This window comes from Selenomonas ruminantium subsp. ruminantium ATCC 12561, assembly GCF_000424065.1.
GTDB classification, from domain to species: Bacteria; Bacillota; Negativicutes; order Selenomonadales; family Selenomonadaceae; genus Selenomonas_A; species Selenomonas_A ruminantium.
Genome location: NZ_AUJE01000051.1, coordinates 1 through 14,082, shown reverse-complemented (window position 1 = coordinate 14,082; position 14,082 = coordinate 1). Strand labels below are relative to the sequence as shown.

Below are 14,082 nucleotides of genomic sequence, written 5' to 3'. Positions count from 1 at the left end.
CGGATTAGCCCATTGCCACGGACTCGTTGCTCCCGTAACAAAAACATCGATGTACTTGTTGCTTATCATCACAACATCGCCACATATGATACATACATAACTTTGGTGGGAGAGCAGTTTATTTATCCGAAGCTGCGATTTATCCTGTTGCCACAAACTCGTTGCTCCTGTAACAAGAACATCGATGTACTTGCTGCTTATCACTACGAAAATGACGGTTTGTACGGACATCATTTAGGGCGGAGGTGGTGATGCTTTTCGCCGTGGAACGACTGTCCGAACGCAGTGAGGACTGGCCCACAAACGGTATAGACTAAATACTGAGCTGAACATACGCGCCGCCGGTCTTGCCCGGCGTAGGTGACTAAAATCCCATATATTTCCTTGTGGGTCATTTAGTGCAACGGCGAAAAGTATTACCACCTCCGCCCTACTGAGCTGTAACAACTAAATTTAATCTCGCAATGACATCGATAAACTGCAATTTATGTGTTGGGAAAAAGCGCGTAGTCACTCCGAAAATAAACTGAAAATTACTATTTTTTATAAACATATTGCATTATTTACAAAACACGCTATAATAATACATAGAGAAATCGTTTACTATTGATTCGTGAGAAAGTGATGAGATAGTGCGATATTTATTTTCACGGTTTAAGAAAACGTTTACATCATTTTCCAAACATGTTAAGGGGGACTCATAATGGAAAATACGATTATCACCATCAGTCGCCAGTACGGTGCTGGTGGGCGGGAATTGGCCGAAATCCTGGCCAAGAAGCTGGGGGTCAAGCTTTACGACAGGCAGATTGTTCATATCGCTGCTGCCAAATTGGGCATTGATGATTTGAGCGAAGAAGAACTGCTGGAGATGGAAAATCAGGTAAAGCCGCTGTCCATGAGCTTTATTCCCTTCCATTCCTTTGGTACGCACATGGGCAGTTCCAGCCAGGAAATGTTCATGAGTGAGTCGGCAGCTATCCGCAAGCTGGCTGAAGATGGCCCGTGCATTTTCCTGGGCCGCAGCGCGGATTATGCTTTGCGGAAAAAAGATAACGTTTTCTCGATTTTCGTCTGTGCCGATGATGACTTCCGGGAAGCGCGCGGCAAAGCAGTTTACGATGGCAAGAGCCTGAAGGAACTGGACAAGGAAGATGAGAAGCGTGCCCGTTATTACAATTACTATACGGGACTTACCTGGGGCGCTGGCGAAAATTACGATTTGGTCGTTAACACCAGCTCCGGCGATTTGGAAAAAATTGCTGATGGCTTAATCGCCTATATGCGGACGATAAAAGGCTGATTAGGAGGAGTTAATTATGGAGGCGGTAGCAGTGGCAGAGAAGAAAAACAGCATGTGGCCGCGCATTGCTTATGCTTGCGGCACCTTTGGACACGACGTATTTTACGCCATGCTGGCAACGTATTTTATGATTTTCGTTACCAGTAACCTTTTTTCATCGAACAATCCCAGCCGGGATGCGTACATGATTGGTGTGGTTACGACCATCATCATGGTACTGCGTGTGGCAGAACTTTTCATTGACCCGTTCATGGGCAATATCATCGACAAGACGAAGACCCGTTGGGGCCGGTTTAAGCCCTGGGTTATCGTGGGTGCGTTTGTCGCAGCGATTACGCTGGCTGCACTCTTTACGGATTTTGGCGGACTCACCGTTTCCAATCCGACGCTTTATTTGATTCTTTTCGCAATCGTTTACTTCATCATGGATGTGTTCTACTCCGCTAAGGACGTGGCTATCTGGTCCATGATTCCGGCACTCTCCTTCGATTCCCATGAACGTGAAATCACGGCTACGGTTGCCCGTATCGGTTCGGTATTCGGCGGCCAGCTCGTAACCATCATGGTTATGCCGATTGTCCTCTATTTCTCCGTCAATCAGAACGGCGGTGCCGGTGACCCGCAGGGTTGGTTTGCTTTTGCCTGCATCGGCGGCGGTATCGCAACGCTGGGCGCGATTATCTTAGGGTTGGGCACTAAGGAGCAGGAATCTGCTCTGCGTGAAAACAAGGTGGATACGTCCTTCAAAGATGTATTCAAGGTTCTGGCCAAGAATGACCAGCTGCTGTGGATAGCCTGCGCTTATTTGATTTTGGGTTTAGGACAGAATATTGTAAATAACTTCAATCTTTACTATTTCATCTATGTCATCGGTGATGCAACGAAATTCTCCATCTTAGGTATCATCAACGTCGTAATCGGCCTGATGGCTGTGGCTCTCTTCCCGGTACTCACGACGAAATTCAGTCGCCGCAAACTGTTCTTCAGCTCTTTGGCTATCATGACGGCTGCACTGATTCTCTATGCACTGTCCGGCACCAATGTTTGGATGGCTCTGGTTGCTGCTGGTCTCTTCAACCTTCCGCAGCCCCTTATCTTCCTGGTGGTTCTCATGACCATCACGGACTCTGTGGAATATGGCCAGTTGAAACTCGGTCATCGTGATGAAGCGGTCTGCCTCTGCGTACGTCCGCTGGTGGATAAACTCTCCGGTGCCGTTACGGGTGGTATCGTAGGTCTGACGGCTGTATGGGTCGGTATGACCGGCGGTGCTACGGCTGCAGACATCACGGCTGGCAGCCTGCTGAAATTCCAGCTCATCATGTTCGCTGTACCGGTAATCCTGCTGGTACTCGCTGCTTTCGTTTACCGTGGTAAGGTTACGCTGACGGAAGAAGAACATGCCCGCATCGTGGAAGAACTGGAAGAAAAATGGGAAGATATGAATAAGTAAAAATTTCCCCTCCATTATGAGGCATTAAAAGCCGAAAGCGCCTGTATTCAGGTGGTTGGCTTTTGATGCCTCTTTTTTGCTTCGGCAAAAATCATGCAGGATTTTTTCTGTGTGTGTCGAAATAAACAAAGATAAAAAATATAAATGAAATTGATATAAAAATAGTTATAGATTAGAAAGGACAGGGAATATGACCAACGAGAAGATTTTGCGGAAACTGGAGAGTTTTGACCCGGAATTATGCGGACAGCTGCGGCAGGCATTAAAGCAGCAGCGGACGACCCTTTCGCTGATTCCGACCACGAATGCGGCTTCGCCTTTTGCTTCCTTTTTGAAGGGCAGTACGCTGGGGGATGAAATTATTGACCATCATAAAGCACACCGTCATAGCCGTCTGGAAAAATTGGCGGCTGAGCGGGCGCAGGCTATTTTTGGCGCAGAGCATGCGATTGTGCGTATTGGCAGTTTGGCGATTGCTTCCCGCGTGGTTATGCTGGCTCTGCTCCAAAAGGGAGATACGGTGCTCTCGTTTAATCTGCGTAAATCTGAACATTGCACAGGCGATTTGCAGTATAATTTCGTGAAATTCGGTGTGGAGCCGGATACTTTGGAACTTAATTTTGCCAAGGTGCAGGAATTGGCCAGAAAACATCGTCCGGCGATGATTATTTATTCCCCGGTAAATTACCCGCGCAATATCGACTATGCAGGTTTGCGCAAGATTGCGGATGAAGTTGGGGCGTATCTTTGGATTGACCTGGGGCAGAACTCCGGCCTGATTGCGGCGGGGAAAATTCCTTCCCCGGTACCTTATGCCGATGTGGCAACTTTTGCCGCCAGCGATGCCCTGCATGGGCCGCAGAACGGCATTATCCTCTGCAAGGAGAAAATCGCTGAACTTTTGGACAAGACCGTGATTGAAACAGGCCACAGCTCCCTCAAGAAAAACGTGCTGGCCTCGTTGGCCCTGGTCTTTAAGGAAGCAGACTGCATGGAGTATCAGGATTATGCTCAGCAGGTGCTCGATAATGCCAGAGCTTTGGAGAATGGTCTTTTGGGGGCCGGATGCAAGCTTCTTTGCAGTCCAACGGAAAATCATCTGGTGCTCGTGCAGCTGCCGGATGGCTGTGATGGGGATGAACTTGCAGATAAACTCAAGTATGCCGGGCTTTTGGTCAAAGCGGAAAAACTCATGACGGCTGAGGATAATATCAATTATCCTATTTTGCGGCTGTCCAGTCTGGATAGTGCTACCCGTTATCTGCAGGCGGAGGAAATGGAAGATGTTGGCCGCGTGCTGGGCGACTTCCTAAGTTCCCCGCAGGATGATGCTGCACTGCAGACGGTCAACAAATTTATCAAGAAATTGGTGGAGGATTTGCCTTTGTTCGCCGAAGACTGGCTGCCGGAGATGGAGGCTTTTGATGATGGCGATTTCGAGATGTCTATGCGGGCAATGATTCACTGGAATATTTAATGCTTGAGTAAAAAATAGGGATATGAGTCAGTAGGGGAGGGGATATTATGGACGCCAGAAATGGTTTGCCGAGTGGTGAACGGACGGTAAAAACGGAAATTCTCATGTATGTGATTCCGATTGTCGTGGTCGGGCTGATGCTCATGGCAGGGATTATTTTCCGCTATGTGGGTTCGACCTTTGAGGAACAGCTTACGTCGAGTTCCCTGAAGAACGCGCAGGAAGTTGCCAACAGCGTATCGGCCTGGCTGGATACGCGCATGCTCGAAACCCAGAATGCAGCGAATCATCCGGCAGCCAAGAACTTGAAGGAAGCTCCGGAACTTATGAATGCCAACAATGTCTATCGTCTGAACCTGATGAACAAAATCTATCCCGGCGTTTATGACAGCGTAAGCTGGGGGCCGTTTGACGGCTCGGGTGTGCTCTACGGCCAGACAAAAGCCGGCTTTAAGGAAATGCATAATGCCGATAAAGCCTGGTACAAGCAGACCATGACCGGCGCACAGGACAGCTTTATGTCCTCGCCGGTGGTTTCGCAGGCCACGGGTAAAATCATCGTCAACTCCATTGCCCTGGCCAAGGATACTTCCGGTGCCAATGTGGGCATGGTGCTGGCGGCCATCTATGTCGATGCCGTGGTGGACAAGGTCAATGATTTGAAACTGGGTGAAGATGGTTACAGCCTGTTGGTTTCCAAGGAGGGCACCTATATCGTCAATCCCGATGAAAGTGCCATCATGAAGAAAAAGATTTCCGAAGAAGATGACCCGGCTTTGCGTACACTGGGCGAAAAAATGCTTTCCGGCGAGGAAGGATTCTACAAATTCACCCGTGCGGATGGCAAGGATATGATTGCCTTCTATAACCCGGTTAAGGCTACGGGGTGGGGTCTGGCAACGATTGCTTATGAAGATGAACTTTTTGCTCCTGTGGGCAATGTGCTCAAAATCATGGCGGGAATTTCGCTGGCGCTGATTATCTTGATTTCTCTAGGAGTCATGCTGACGGTGAATCGCTCCATGAAGCCACTGGCGGTCATGATGGAGGAAATGCATCTGCTTGCCGGCGGCGATTTCCGCAATCGTCCGTCCCAGATTACGGTCAACAACGAACTGGGACGTTTGGCTGAGGCTGTGCGGGAAATGCGCAGCGGTGTACGGGGGGTGCTCTCCAGCGTGAGCACATCGTCAGAAAGCCTGTCTGCTTCGGCTGAGGAACTGAATGCCACCACGGAACAGTCGGCACAGGCCTCCAATCAGGTGGCCGACAGCATTGTCAGAGTTGCCCAGGGCACGAGTGAACAGCTCGATGCGGTAAATTCCACCTCCGGTGCGATTGAAAACCTGAACGATACGATTCAGAGCATTGCGGGCAAGGCCAATGAGGCTGCCGGCCACAGCCGCGAAGCTTCGGCAGTCGCCCGTGACGGGGGCAAGACGCTCAACGAAGCGGTCGGACAGATTAAGCGTATCGAGGAATCCACACTCGAATCCACCAAGGTGGTAACGGCTTTGGGCGAACGCTCCAGCGAAATCGGCCAGATTGTCGATACGATTTCCAGTATCTCGGAACAGACCAATCTTTTGGCGTTGAATGCTGCTATTGAAGCGGCGAGAGCTGGCGAACATGGCCGCGGCTTTGCTGTCGTAGCTGATGAAGTGCGTAAGCTGGCGGAGTCTTCCCAGGAAGCCGCCCAGCGCATTGCTTCGTTGATTACCGAAACCCGCCGGGATACGGATAACGCCGTGGCAGGCATGAAGGCCGGCAGTGAAGAAGTCCGCGTGGGCACGGAAAACATCATGTCCATGGGGGAATCTTTCCGGCGGATTATTGAAATTGTTGAAGATGTATCCACGCAGGTACAGGAAATTTCCCAGTCCATCAGCGGTATGGCAGAAAGCGGGCAGGAAATTGTTGCCCATGTTCGCACAATTGAAGAATCAAGCCGCGGGACTGCTGAGGAAGCAGAAACTGTATCGGCAGCGACTGAGGAACAAAGCGCTTCAGTACAAGAAATCGCTCATGCCAGCAACAGCCTCGCCAAGATGGCTATGGAACTGCAGGCAGAAGTACAGAAATTCAAAGTGTAATGATGAAAAAGTCCTTGGAAAACGTTCCGGGGACTTTTTTATTTTTGTCAGGGAGGTGCAGATTATATTCTATACAAAAACAGGATTTTATGCTATTATTAGCTTAGAGATAGCATTATCTCTTGATTGTTAGTGTTTATGATTATGCGTGGAGGCATTATAGATACTAATAATTAGGAGGTATGTTTATGCGAGCAGCATTTAAGACACGGATTGATGAATCGGGGGCTCGTGTAAAAGCGGGACAGGAATATATGCAGTCAGTGTTTGCGGCGGCCAAGGTAGGGCTTTGTCTGTTGGACGCTGAAGGGGCCGTGCTGGCAGTAAATGAGATGGGCAAGACATTGATGCAGGTGGATGGGCACAGTGTTATTGGCCGTCAGTTTGGTGATGCTTTTTGCTGTGAGAATAGTTTGGAGCGGGGTTGTGGTCATGGTGAAAATTGCCGCCATTGTCCGGTGCGCCGTAATATTGAAGCTGCCATAGCAGATGATGAGTTCAGCAGTGAATTTTCCATGCAGATGAAAAATGCCAAGACCGGGGGACGACTGTGGTTGAATTTGGGCGTATCACAGACCGGTGAAGGCTGGGAAAAAAAGATTATTGTTACCATTGTGGACGAATCTGTGCGCAGGCAGTATGAACAGCAATTGGAACAGGCAAAGCGGGCAGCAGAGGAAGCTGACCGCAGTAAGATGCAATTCATATCCGCCCTGAGCCATGAAATCCGCACGCCGTTGAATGGACTTGTGGGTATGCTGGATTTGGTGGGGAGAGAGCCGCTGTCGGATAAACAGCGGCAGTATTTGCAAAACGCCAGATGTAGTGCAGATGATTTACAGCATATACTGAGTGATATTTTGGATTTTGCCAAGCTGGAAGATGGCAAGATGAAGCTGAAAAAAGCGGATTTTGATTTACAGGAAACGCTGCAGCAAATGGCGGATATTTATCAGCAGCTGGTAACGGCAAAGGGGCTCAGATTTTTAGTGACAGATTTTGCGTCTTTGCCGCGATTTATTCGTGGAGATGCTTTGCGTATTCGGCAGGTTCTGCACAATCTCCTGACGAATGCCATGAAGTTTACGGAAAAGGGGAAGGTGACTTTTGCCGTTTATCGTAGTGAACGGAAGGGACGGCCTACATTGGAGTTCAGTGTAGAAGATACGGGCATTGGCATAGAACCGCGTATGCGGGATAAGATATTTCGACCCTTTGTACAGGCTGACAGCAGCATTCACCGCCGGGGAAGTGGTACGGGATTAGGCTTGATGATTTCCCGGGAACTAGTGGAACTGATGGGCGGCACGATGAGCCTGGATTCAGAACTGGGACGGGGGACGTGCATTTCATTTTGGATTCCCTTACAGGAGGCTGGTTCCGCAGAAACGGAGAATCGCATTATCCTGCGGCCGCGTGTCAAGAAGGAAGGAAAATGGCTAGAAAATCGTGATCCTAAAGCGGAGAATCTTATGCATTACTGTATGCAAAAACTAGCGGAGGAGGTTAAGCTGCCTTCCAAGGAGGAATCCCCATGAGAATTTTAATTGCGGAAGATGACAGAGTGAGCCGCACCTTTTTGACCGAGTTTTTGCAAGAGTATGGCCAGTGCGATACGGCTGTAAATGGTATGGAAACCCTTGATAAATATGTAGAGGCATTTAAACGTGGATTGCCTTACGATATGATGTGTCTGGATATCATGATGCCCAAGGTAGACGGCTTGATGGTGTTGAAGCTTATTCGGGAGTTAGAAGCTCAGCATAAGGTGGCGGAAGAGAGTCAGGCGAAAATCATCATGATGACGGCTGCAGCAGATATAGAATACGTTGATCAGGCTTTTGAACTGGGGTGTGATGCTTACGCTTCCAAGCCTATTGAAATTCAGCAGGTGCAGGAAGTGATGTTGGATTGGGGGCTGATTGGTTGAGTGAAAAGAAACAATAATAATAAATACAGGATAATTGGTTGAAAATACGATGTAAAAAGCTTATAATTAAAATAGGGCTGTATACCTATATAAAGGATTAAGTAATGTCTCAAGGAAAGTGAGGGATTGATTATGGGTATCTCGGGTGTGGAGGCTACGACGCTTTCGAGCTTCCCGCAAATTAATCGCGAAGTTAATTCAGTGGGAATGCAAGCGACCAAAGAACGTAGCGATCAGGCAGCGTCCTATTCCAGAGTATCGCAGTTTGGCAACGAAACCAAATTGGGATCCAGCGAGTTCCAGCGCAACAACGATACGGTTATCAATATCGGTGAGCAGGAAACATCGCGAATTGTTGACAGAACCAAGGCAATTTACAAAGTATCCAATTTTGGTACGGAAACAAAGATTGGTTCCAGTGTGTTTCAGCAGAGTAACCAAAGGGCCAACAGCGAGGGAATGAGAAATACCTCGGAAATCATGGATAAGGCAAAGTCTTACTATGAAGTGTCTCAGTTTGGTACGGAAACGAAGATTGGTTCCAGCGTGTTTCAACAGAGCAACCAAAAGGCAAACCGCGAGGGGATGAAAAATACCTCGGAAATCATGGATAAGGCAAAGTCTTACTATGAAGTGTCCAATTTTGGTACAGAAACAAAGCTTGGTTCAAGCAAATTCCAGCAGCAGAGCAAGGAAATTGCTCAGCAAGGCCAGCAAAATATGGCGCGCAGCATGAAAGCAGCCCTTGATGTTACGCGTGTATCTCAGTTTGGTACGGAGACGAGTCTCGGCCACAGCCGCTTCCAGCAGGCTAATGCTCAGATTAGTAATTACAAACCAAAAGCTGCAGCCGGTGGAAATGTGGATCTCGCTGAATAAAAAATGATGATTTGCCGCAAACTTTATGGTTTGCGGCCTTTTTACGTATAATAAGGTGCTGCCTGTAACGTTTGTTACAGCCGCAGGCGTTTTTTCCGTTTATAATGGGTCATGTAATTTGAAGTTAAGCATGGTGTGTTATATGAGGAGTGTGCTTTTATGGAAGCAAAAGGAGCGAAAATGTTCTGTTATCAGTGTCAGGAAACAGCAGGCTGCAAGGGATGTACGCAAATGGGGGTCTGTGGCAAGAATCCGGAAGTGGCGGCTATGCAGGATCTCTTGATCTATGTGACAAAAGGGCTTTCTGCGGTTACCAGTTGTTTGCGGGCAGAGGGGGAAAGAGTAGAAAGCAGTATAAATTACTTGGTTACCCTGAATTTATTTATCACGATTACTAACGCAAATTTTGATTCGCAAGCAATCGTTTCCCGCATTGAAGAAACGTTGAAAATCAAGGAAACGCTTTTAGCACAGTTGCAGAGCAGGGGAAATCTGCCTGCGGCAGCGCTTTGGCAGGATACGGCAGATCATTTTGTATGCAAGGCTGCTCAGGTGGGGATTTTGTCGACGGAAAACGAGGATATTCGCAGCTTGCGGGAACTGATTACCTATGGCCTGAAGGGATTGGCTGCTTACCAAAAGCATGCCAATGTACTGGGCTATGAAAATGAAGAAATAGACGCATTTGTGCAGTCAACACTGGCTAAGCTTTTAGATGACAGCCTGACCGGGGATGAGCTTACTGCGCTGGCTTTGGAAACGGGAAAATGGGGCGTAGATGGCATGGCTCTGTTGGATAAGGCCAATACGGAAACTTATGGTAATCCGGAAATGACGAAAGTGGATTTGGGGGTTCGCAAGAATCCGGGCATTTTGATTTCCGGCCATGATTTGAAGGACTTGGAAATGCTGTTGGAGCAGACAGAAGGTACAGGCGTAGATGTTTATACGCATGGGGAAATGCTGCCGGCGCATTACTATCCGAAATTCAAGAAATATGCACATTTTGCTGGTAACTATGGCAATGCCTGGTGGAAACAGAAGGAAGAATTTACTGCCTTTGGAGGCCCCATACTTATGACTACCAACTGTGTGGTGCCGCCCAAAGCAGATTATCAGGCAAGACTCTTTACCACGGGGGCAACAGGCGTGCCCGGCTGTGTGCATATTGAGGCCGAGGCAGATGGTACAAAGGATTTTTCGTCCTTGATTGAACTGGCGAAAAAATGTCCTGCACCACAGGAACTGGAGCAGGGGCAGATTGTGGGCGGTTTTGCCCATGAGCAGGTTTTTGCATTGGCGGACAAGGTGGTTGCTGCGGTCAAGAGTGGTGCTATCCGCAAGTTTGTTGTGATGGCCGGCTGCGATGGGCGCATGAAGTCCCGGGATTATTACACGGAATTTGCTAAAGCGCTGCCGCAGGATACGGTTATTCTCACGGCAGGTTGTGCCAAGTATAAATACATCAAGCTGAATTTGGGGGACATTGCTGGAATTCCCCGTGTGCTGGATGCCGGGCAGTGCAACGATTCTTACAGCCTTGCCCTGATTGCCTTAAAGCTGAAGGAAGTCTTTGCTCTTGATGATGTCAATGAATTGCCTATTGCCTACAATATCGCGTGGTATGAGCAGAAAGCGGTTATCGTTCTGCTGGCGCTTCTGCACTTAGGCGTGAAGAACATTCATCTTGGCCCCACGCTGCCGGCGTTCCTGTCTCCGAATGTGGCGAAGGTACTCGTGGAGAATTTTGGCATCGGCACGATTTCTACCGTGGAAGCGGATTTGAAAAAGATGATTGGTTGACAATATTTATTGCCATGAGCAACTGAAAGGTCTATACTGAGATTGTTCCGTTTTGTGCGGAACAATCTCTTTTATTTTGGAGTGATTGATATGGGGAAACGGGGTGCAATGAGCATCTTCTGGCAGTTGTTCCGAGGGTATTGGAACAGCGAACATAAGTGGAAAGCCCGGGGGCTTTTGGCTTTTGTTATTGGTCTGAATTTTTTCGGGGTCTATCTTTTGGTACGGCTGAACAGCTGGTACAATGAGTTCTATAATGCCTTGCAGCAGTATCAGGTGGAATCGTTCTGGCCATTGGTCGGTGAGTTTACGGGACTGGCCATGCTCTACATCGTCATTGCGGTTTATGCGATTTACCTGCGGCAGGCTGTGCAGATTAAGTGGCGTACGTGGTTGACGGATAAATATTTGTCCCGCTGGCTGAAAGGGCAGGTCTATTATCGTTTGCAGGTGCAAAACAGCGATACGGATAACCCGGATCAGCGAATCAGTGAGGATATCAATCAATTTGTGAATCTGTCCCTGCAGCTGCTCATTGGCTTTTTGAAGCAGTTGACCACGCTGGCGGCTTTTGGTGTAGTCTTGTGGAATCTTTCCGGCGCCTTTACCTGGGAAATTGGCGGTCAGGAAATTGTTATCTATGGTTATATGTTTTGGTTCTCCCTGTGCTACTCCGGCATTGGTACAGTTTGTGCGCATTTAGTGGGAAGAAAGCTTATTGGCTTGAATTTTGAACAGCAGCGTTTTGAGGCAGATTTCCGTTTTAATATGATGCGGGTGCGGGAAAACAGCGAGAGCATTGCCTTTTACGGTGGCGAAAATGCAGAGAACAAAGGCTTTCATGAGCGCTTTGCCAAAGTGATCAGTAACTTCTGGCAGCTCATGAAGCAGACTAAAATTCTGAATTTCTATGTGAACGGCTATGCACAGCTGGCAGTTATTGTACCGCTTATTCTGGCTGCGCCGCAGTATTTTGCGGGAGCCATTGCCCTGGGCGGCCTTATGCAGACGGTTTCGGCCTTCGGGCGCGTGCAGGATGCGCTGTCTTATTTTGTGGAGTCTTATGACAGCATCGCTCAGCTTGCAGCGGTTGTAAAACGACTGGCAACCTTTACGGAACATATGGATACGGCTGAAAATGTGCAAAACGGCATTATTCAGCAAGTGAATGATGCTGCTGAAATGAGCGTTGAGGATTTGCAGGTACAGCTGCCGGACAGCCGGGTGCTGTTAGCGGATTGTACGCTGACTTTGCCTATGGGAAGCCGTTTGCTGGTGACTGGCTCATCGGGTTGCGGTAAGAGTACTCTCTTGCGTACGTTGGCGGGAATCTGGCCTTATGGCAAGGGAAAATTGTTCTTGCAGGAGGGCAGCAGACTGCTGTTTTTGCCACAAAAACCATATCTGCCGTTGGGCAGTTTGCGCCGCGCGCTTTACTATCCGGGAACGGCGGCAGGCAGTGACGACCTTTTGCGGGCGGCTTTGGTAAAAGTGGGCTTGGAAAAGTTTGTGACGCGCTTGGACGAAGTGGATGATTGGAGCCGGATCTTGTCCTTGGGTGAGCAGCAGCGATTGGCCTTTGCGCGGGTGCTTCTGCAAAAGCCGGATTGGGTGTTCCTGGATGAAGCAACTTCGGCGCTGGACGAGCCGCGGGAAGCTGAAGTATATGAGTTATTGAAGAAAGAACTGCCGGAGATGGGCGTTGTCAGCGTAGGGCATAGGTCTACCCTGTATGCGCAGCATGAGCAGGAATTGAAGCTGGCTGGAGATGGAAGCTGGCAGGTGCGGGCAATTTAGGCCGCAGTACAAGGTTTATTGTTTACATCTATATGAAATGCCGCCCTGAGGGCAGATAATATTTTTTCTTTGCTTAGATAAGCTTGTCAAAAGCGACGGAAAAACATCATCTGCCCTCAGGGCTTTTATGCAATTTATTGTAGTTGTTTACATCGAACAGTAAAGCCGCTGTGATGACTGGTAGTATTTTCCCTTCGGCATAGACAGGTTTGTCAAAAGCTGCGGAAAAGCGGGGTTATTGCGTAGATTAAATTGCAGTTTATCGATGTTATTGCGAGATTGAATTATTTGTTACAGCTCAGTTTGGGCAGAGGTGGTAATACTTTTCGCCGTTGCACTAAATGACCCACAAGGAAATATATGGGCTTTTTAGTTACCTGCGCCGGGCAAGACCGGCGGCGCGTATGTTCAGCTCAGTTTTTAGTCTCTGTCGTTTGTGGGCCAGTCCTCACTGCGTTCGGACAGTCGTTCCACAGCGAAAAGCATCACCACCTCTGCCCTCAGTGATTTCTGTATAAGACGTCATTTTCGTAGTGATAAGCAGCAAGTACATCGATGTTCTTGTGACGGGAGCAACGAGTTCGTGGCAATAGGCTAATCCGTAACTTGGGGCGAACGGGGAGTGCTTTTTCTGTTAGGAGCGACTGCCTGAACGCAGTGAAGGCCGGCCCCTGGAGAAAGCAGCTAAGCAAATACGCTGAAAGAAGCGCCGTTGGCCTGCCCGGCGCAGATAACTGGACAGCTCTATTTTGCGAGGGGGTCGTTTAGCGGGAAAGAGAAAAAGTACTCCCCGTTCGCCCCTGACAACGTATGAACAAGATACCTTTACCACGAACTGAACTCCCCGACAAACTGCAATTTGCCAGCAGTTTTATATTTTTTTCAAAAAAGGTGTTGACAATCCCCTCTAACTCGTGTAATATAATACAAGTCGCTGACAGACACGGCAACGAAACAGCCCAGCAAGCCTTGATTGGCAGGCCGCTGTGAAGGGCCGAAAAGCTTCGAAAAAAACTTCAAAAAAGTTCTTGACAAGCTAAGCTGAATGCGATAAGATAAATGAGTCGCTTGAAGCGACAGGCACTTCGAAAGAAGCGCTGAACAAGATTGTTCTTTGAAAACTAAACAATGCAAATAATCATGCAACATGATTAAAGCCAGATGTTTGAGAAGTGAAAACTTCTTATTTAAAACATCGATTGGTATGAACAACATAGCAATCGGCAATTTCTTTAATGATAATTGAGAGCCTAATCAAGGTTCTTCATAAATTAAGTTTTATGGAGAGTTTGATCCTGGCTCAGGACGAACGCTGGCGGCGTGCTTAACACATGCAAGTCGAACGAG

Annotated in this window: 9 protein-coding genes and 1 rRNA gene; all 10 read left to right on the top strand. The window is 48.3% G+C overall.

What is annotated here, in order from left to right; genetic code table 11:
• Window positions 1-703 precede the first annotated feature (703 nt).
• Window positions 704-1,303 (top strand): cytidylate kinase-like family protein, encoded by a 600-nt coding sequence (locus tag G598_RS0114060; protein ID WP_026767477.1) that lies wholly within the window; start codon window positions 704-706, stop codon window positions 1,301-1,303.
• A 16-nt stretch (window positions 1,304-1,319) separates the two neighbouring features.
• Entirely contained in the window at window positions 1,320-2,756 is a 1,437-nt protein-coding gene (locus G598_RS0114055) for a glycoside-pentoside-hexuronide (GPH):cation symporter (protein WP_245582821.1), read from the top strand.
• Window positions 2,757-2,946: 190 nt separating this feature from the next.
• Window positions 2,947-4,233, top strand: coding sequence for a PLP-dependent aminotransferase family protein (locus G598_RS18100; protein WP_051180359.1), 1,287 nt, complete (start codon window positions 2,947-2,949; stop codon window positions 4,231-4,233).
• Window positions 4,234-4,280: 47 nt separating this feature from the next.
• Window positions 4,281-6,326, top strand: a complete 2,046-nt coding sequence (locus G598_RS0114045) for a methyl-accepting chemotaxis protein (protein WP_037364518.1) — start codon at window positions 4,281-4,283, stop codon at window positions 6,324-6,326.
• A gap of 188 nt (window positions 6,327-6,514) precedes the next feature.
• Window positions 6,515-7,864, top strand: a complete 1,350-nt coding sequence (locus G598_RS18755) for a sensor histidine kinase (RefSeq protein ID WP_026767474.1) — start codon at window positions 6,515-6,517, stop codon at window positions 7,862-7,864.
• Entirely contained in the window at window positions 7,861-8,256 is a 396-nt protein-coding gene (locus tag G598_RS0114035) for a response regulator (RefSeq protein ID WP_026767473.1), read from the top strand. Before G598_RS18755 ends, G598_RS0114035 begins: the two co-directional genes overlap by 4 nt.
• Window positions 8,257-8,388: 132 nt before the next feature.
• Window positions 8,389-9,135, top strand: a complete 747-nt coding sequence (locus G598_RS0114030) for a hypothetical protein (protein WP_026767472.1) — start codon at window positions 8,389-8,391, stop codon at window positions 9,133-9,135.
• Window positions 9,136-9,294: 159 nt separating this feature from the next.
• Window positions 9,295-10,938: a hydroxylamine reductase gene (hcp, locus tag G598_RS0114025; RefSeq protein ID WP_026767471.1), complete on the top strand. Its 1,644-nt coding sequence runs from the start codon at window positions 9,295-9,297 to the stop codon at window positions 10,936-10,938.
• A 90-nt stretch (window positions 10,939-11,028) separates the two neighbouring features.
• On the top strand, window positions 11,029-12,735 hold the full coding sequence (locus tag G598_RS0114020; RefSeq protein ID WP_026767470.1) for an ABC transporter ATP-binding protein/permease: 1,707 nt from the start codon (window positions 11,029-11,031) through the stop codon (window positions 12,733-12,735).
• 1,277 nt (window positions 12,736-14,012) lie between these two features.
• Window positions 14,013-14,082: ribosomal RNA gene (locus G598_RS0114015) — 16S ribosomal RNA — on the top strand; the annotation flags it as partial.

Coding starts and splice junctions, on each gene's coding strand:
- G598_RS0114060 (WP_026767477.1), top strand. CDS start 704: ATGGAAAATACGATTATCACCATCAGTCGCCAGTACGGTGCTGGTGGG.
- G598_RS0114055 (WP_245582821.1), top strand. CDS start 1,320: ATGGAGGCGGTAGCAGTGGCAGAGAAGAAAAACAGCATGTGGCCGCGC.
- G598_RS18100 (WP_051180359.1), top strand. CDS start 2,947: ATGACCAACGAGAAGATTTTGCGGAAACTGGAGAGTTTTGACCCGGAA.
- G598_RS0114045 (WP_037364518.1), top strand. CDS start 4,281: ATGGACGCCAGAAATGGTTTGCCGAGTGGTGAACGGACGGTAAAAACG.
- G598_RS18755 (WP_026767474.1), top strand. CDS start 6,515: ATGCGAGCAGCATTTAAGACACGGATTGATGAATCGGGGGCTCGTGTA.
- G598_RS0114035 (WP_026767473.1), top strand. CDS start 7,861: ATGAGAATTTTAATTGCGGAAGATGACAGAGTGAGCCGCACCTTTTTG.
- G598_RS0114030 (WP_026767472.1), top strand. CDS start 8,389: ATGGGTATCTCGGGTGTGGAGGCTACGACGCTTTCGAGCTTCCCGCAA.
- hcp (WP_026767471.1), top strand. CDS start 9,295: ATGGAAGCAAAAGGAGCGAAAATGTTCTGTTATCAGTGTCAGGAAACA.
- G598_RS0114020 (WP_026767470.1), top strand. CDS start 11,029: ATGGGGAAACGGGGTGCAATGAGCATCTTCTGGCAGTTGTTCCGAGGG.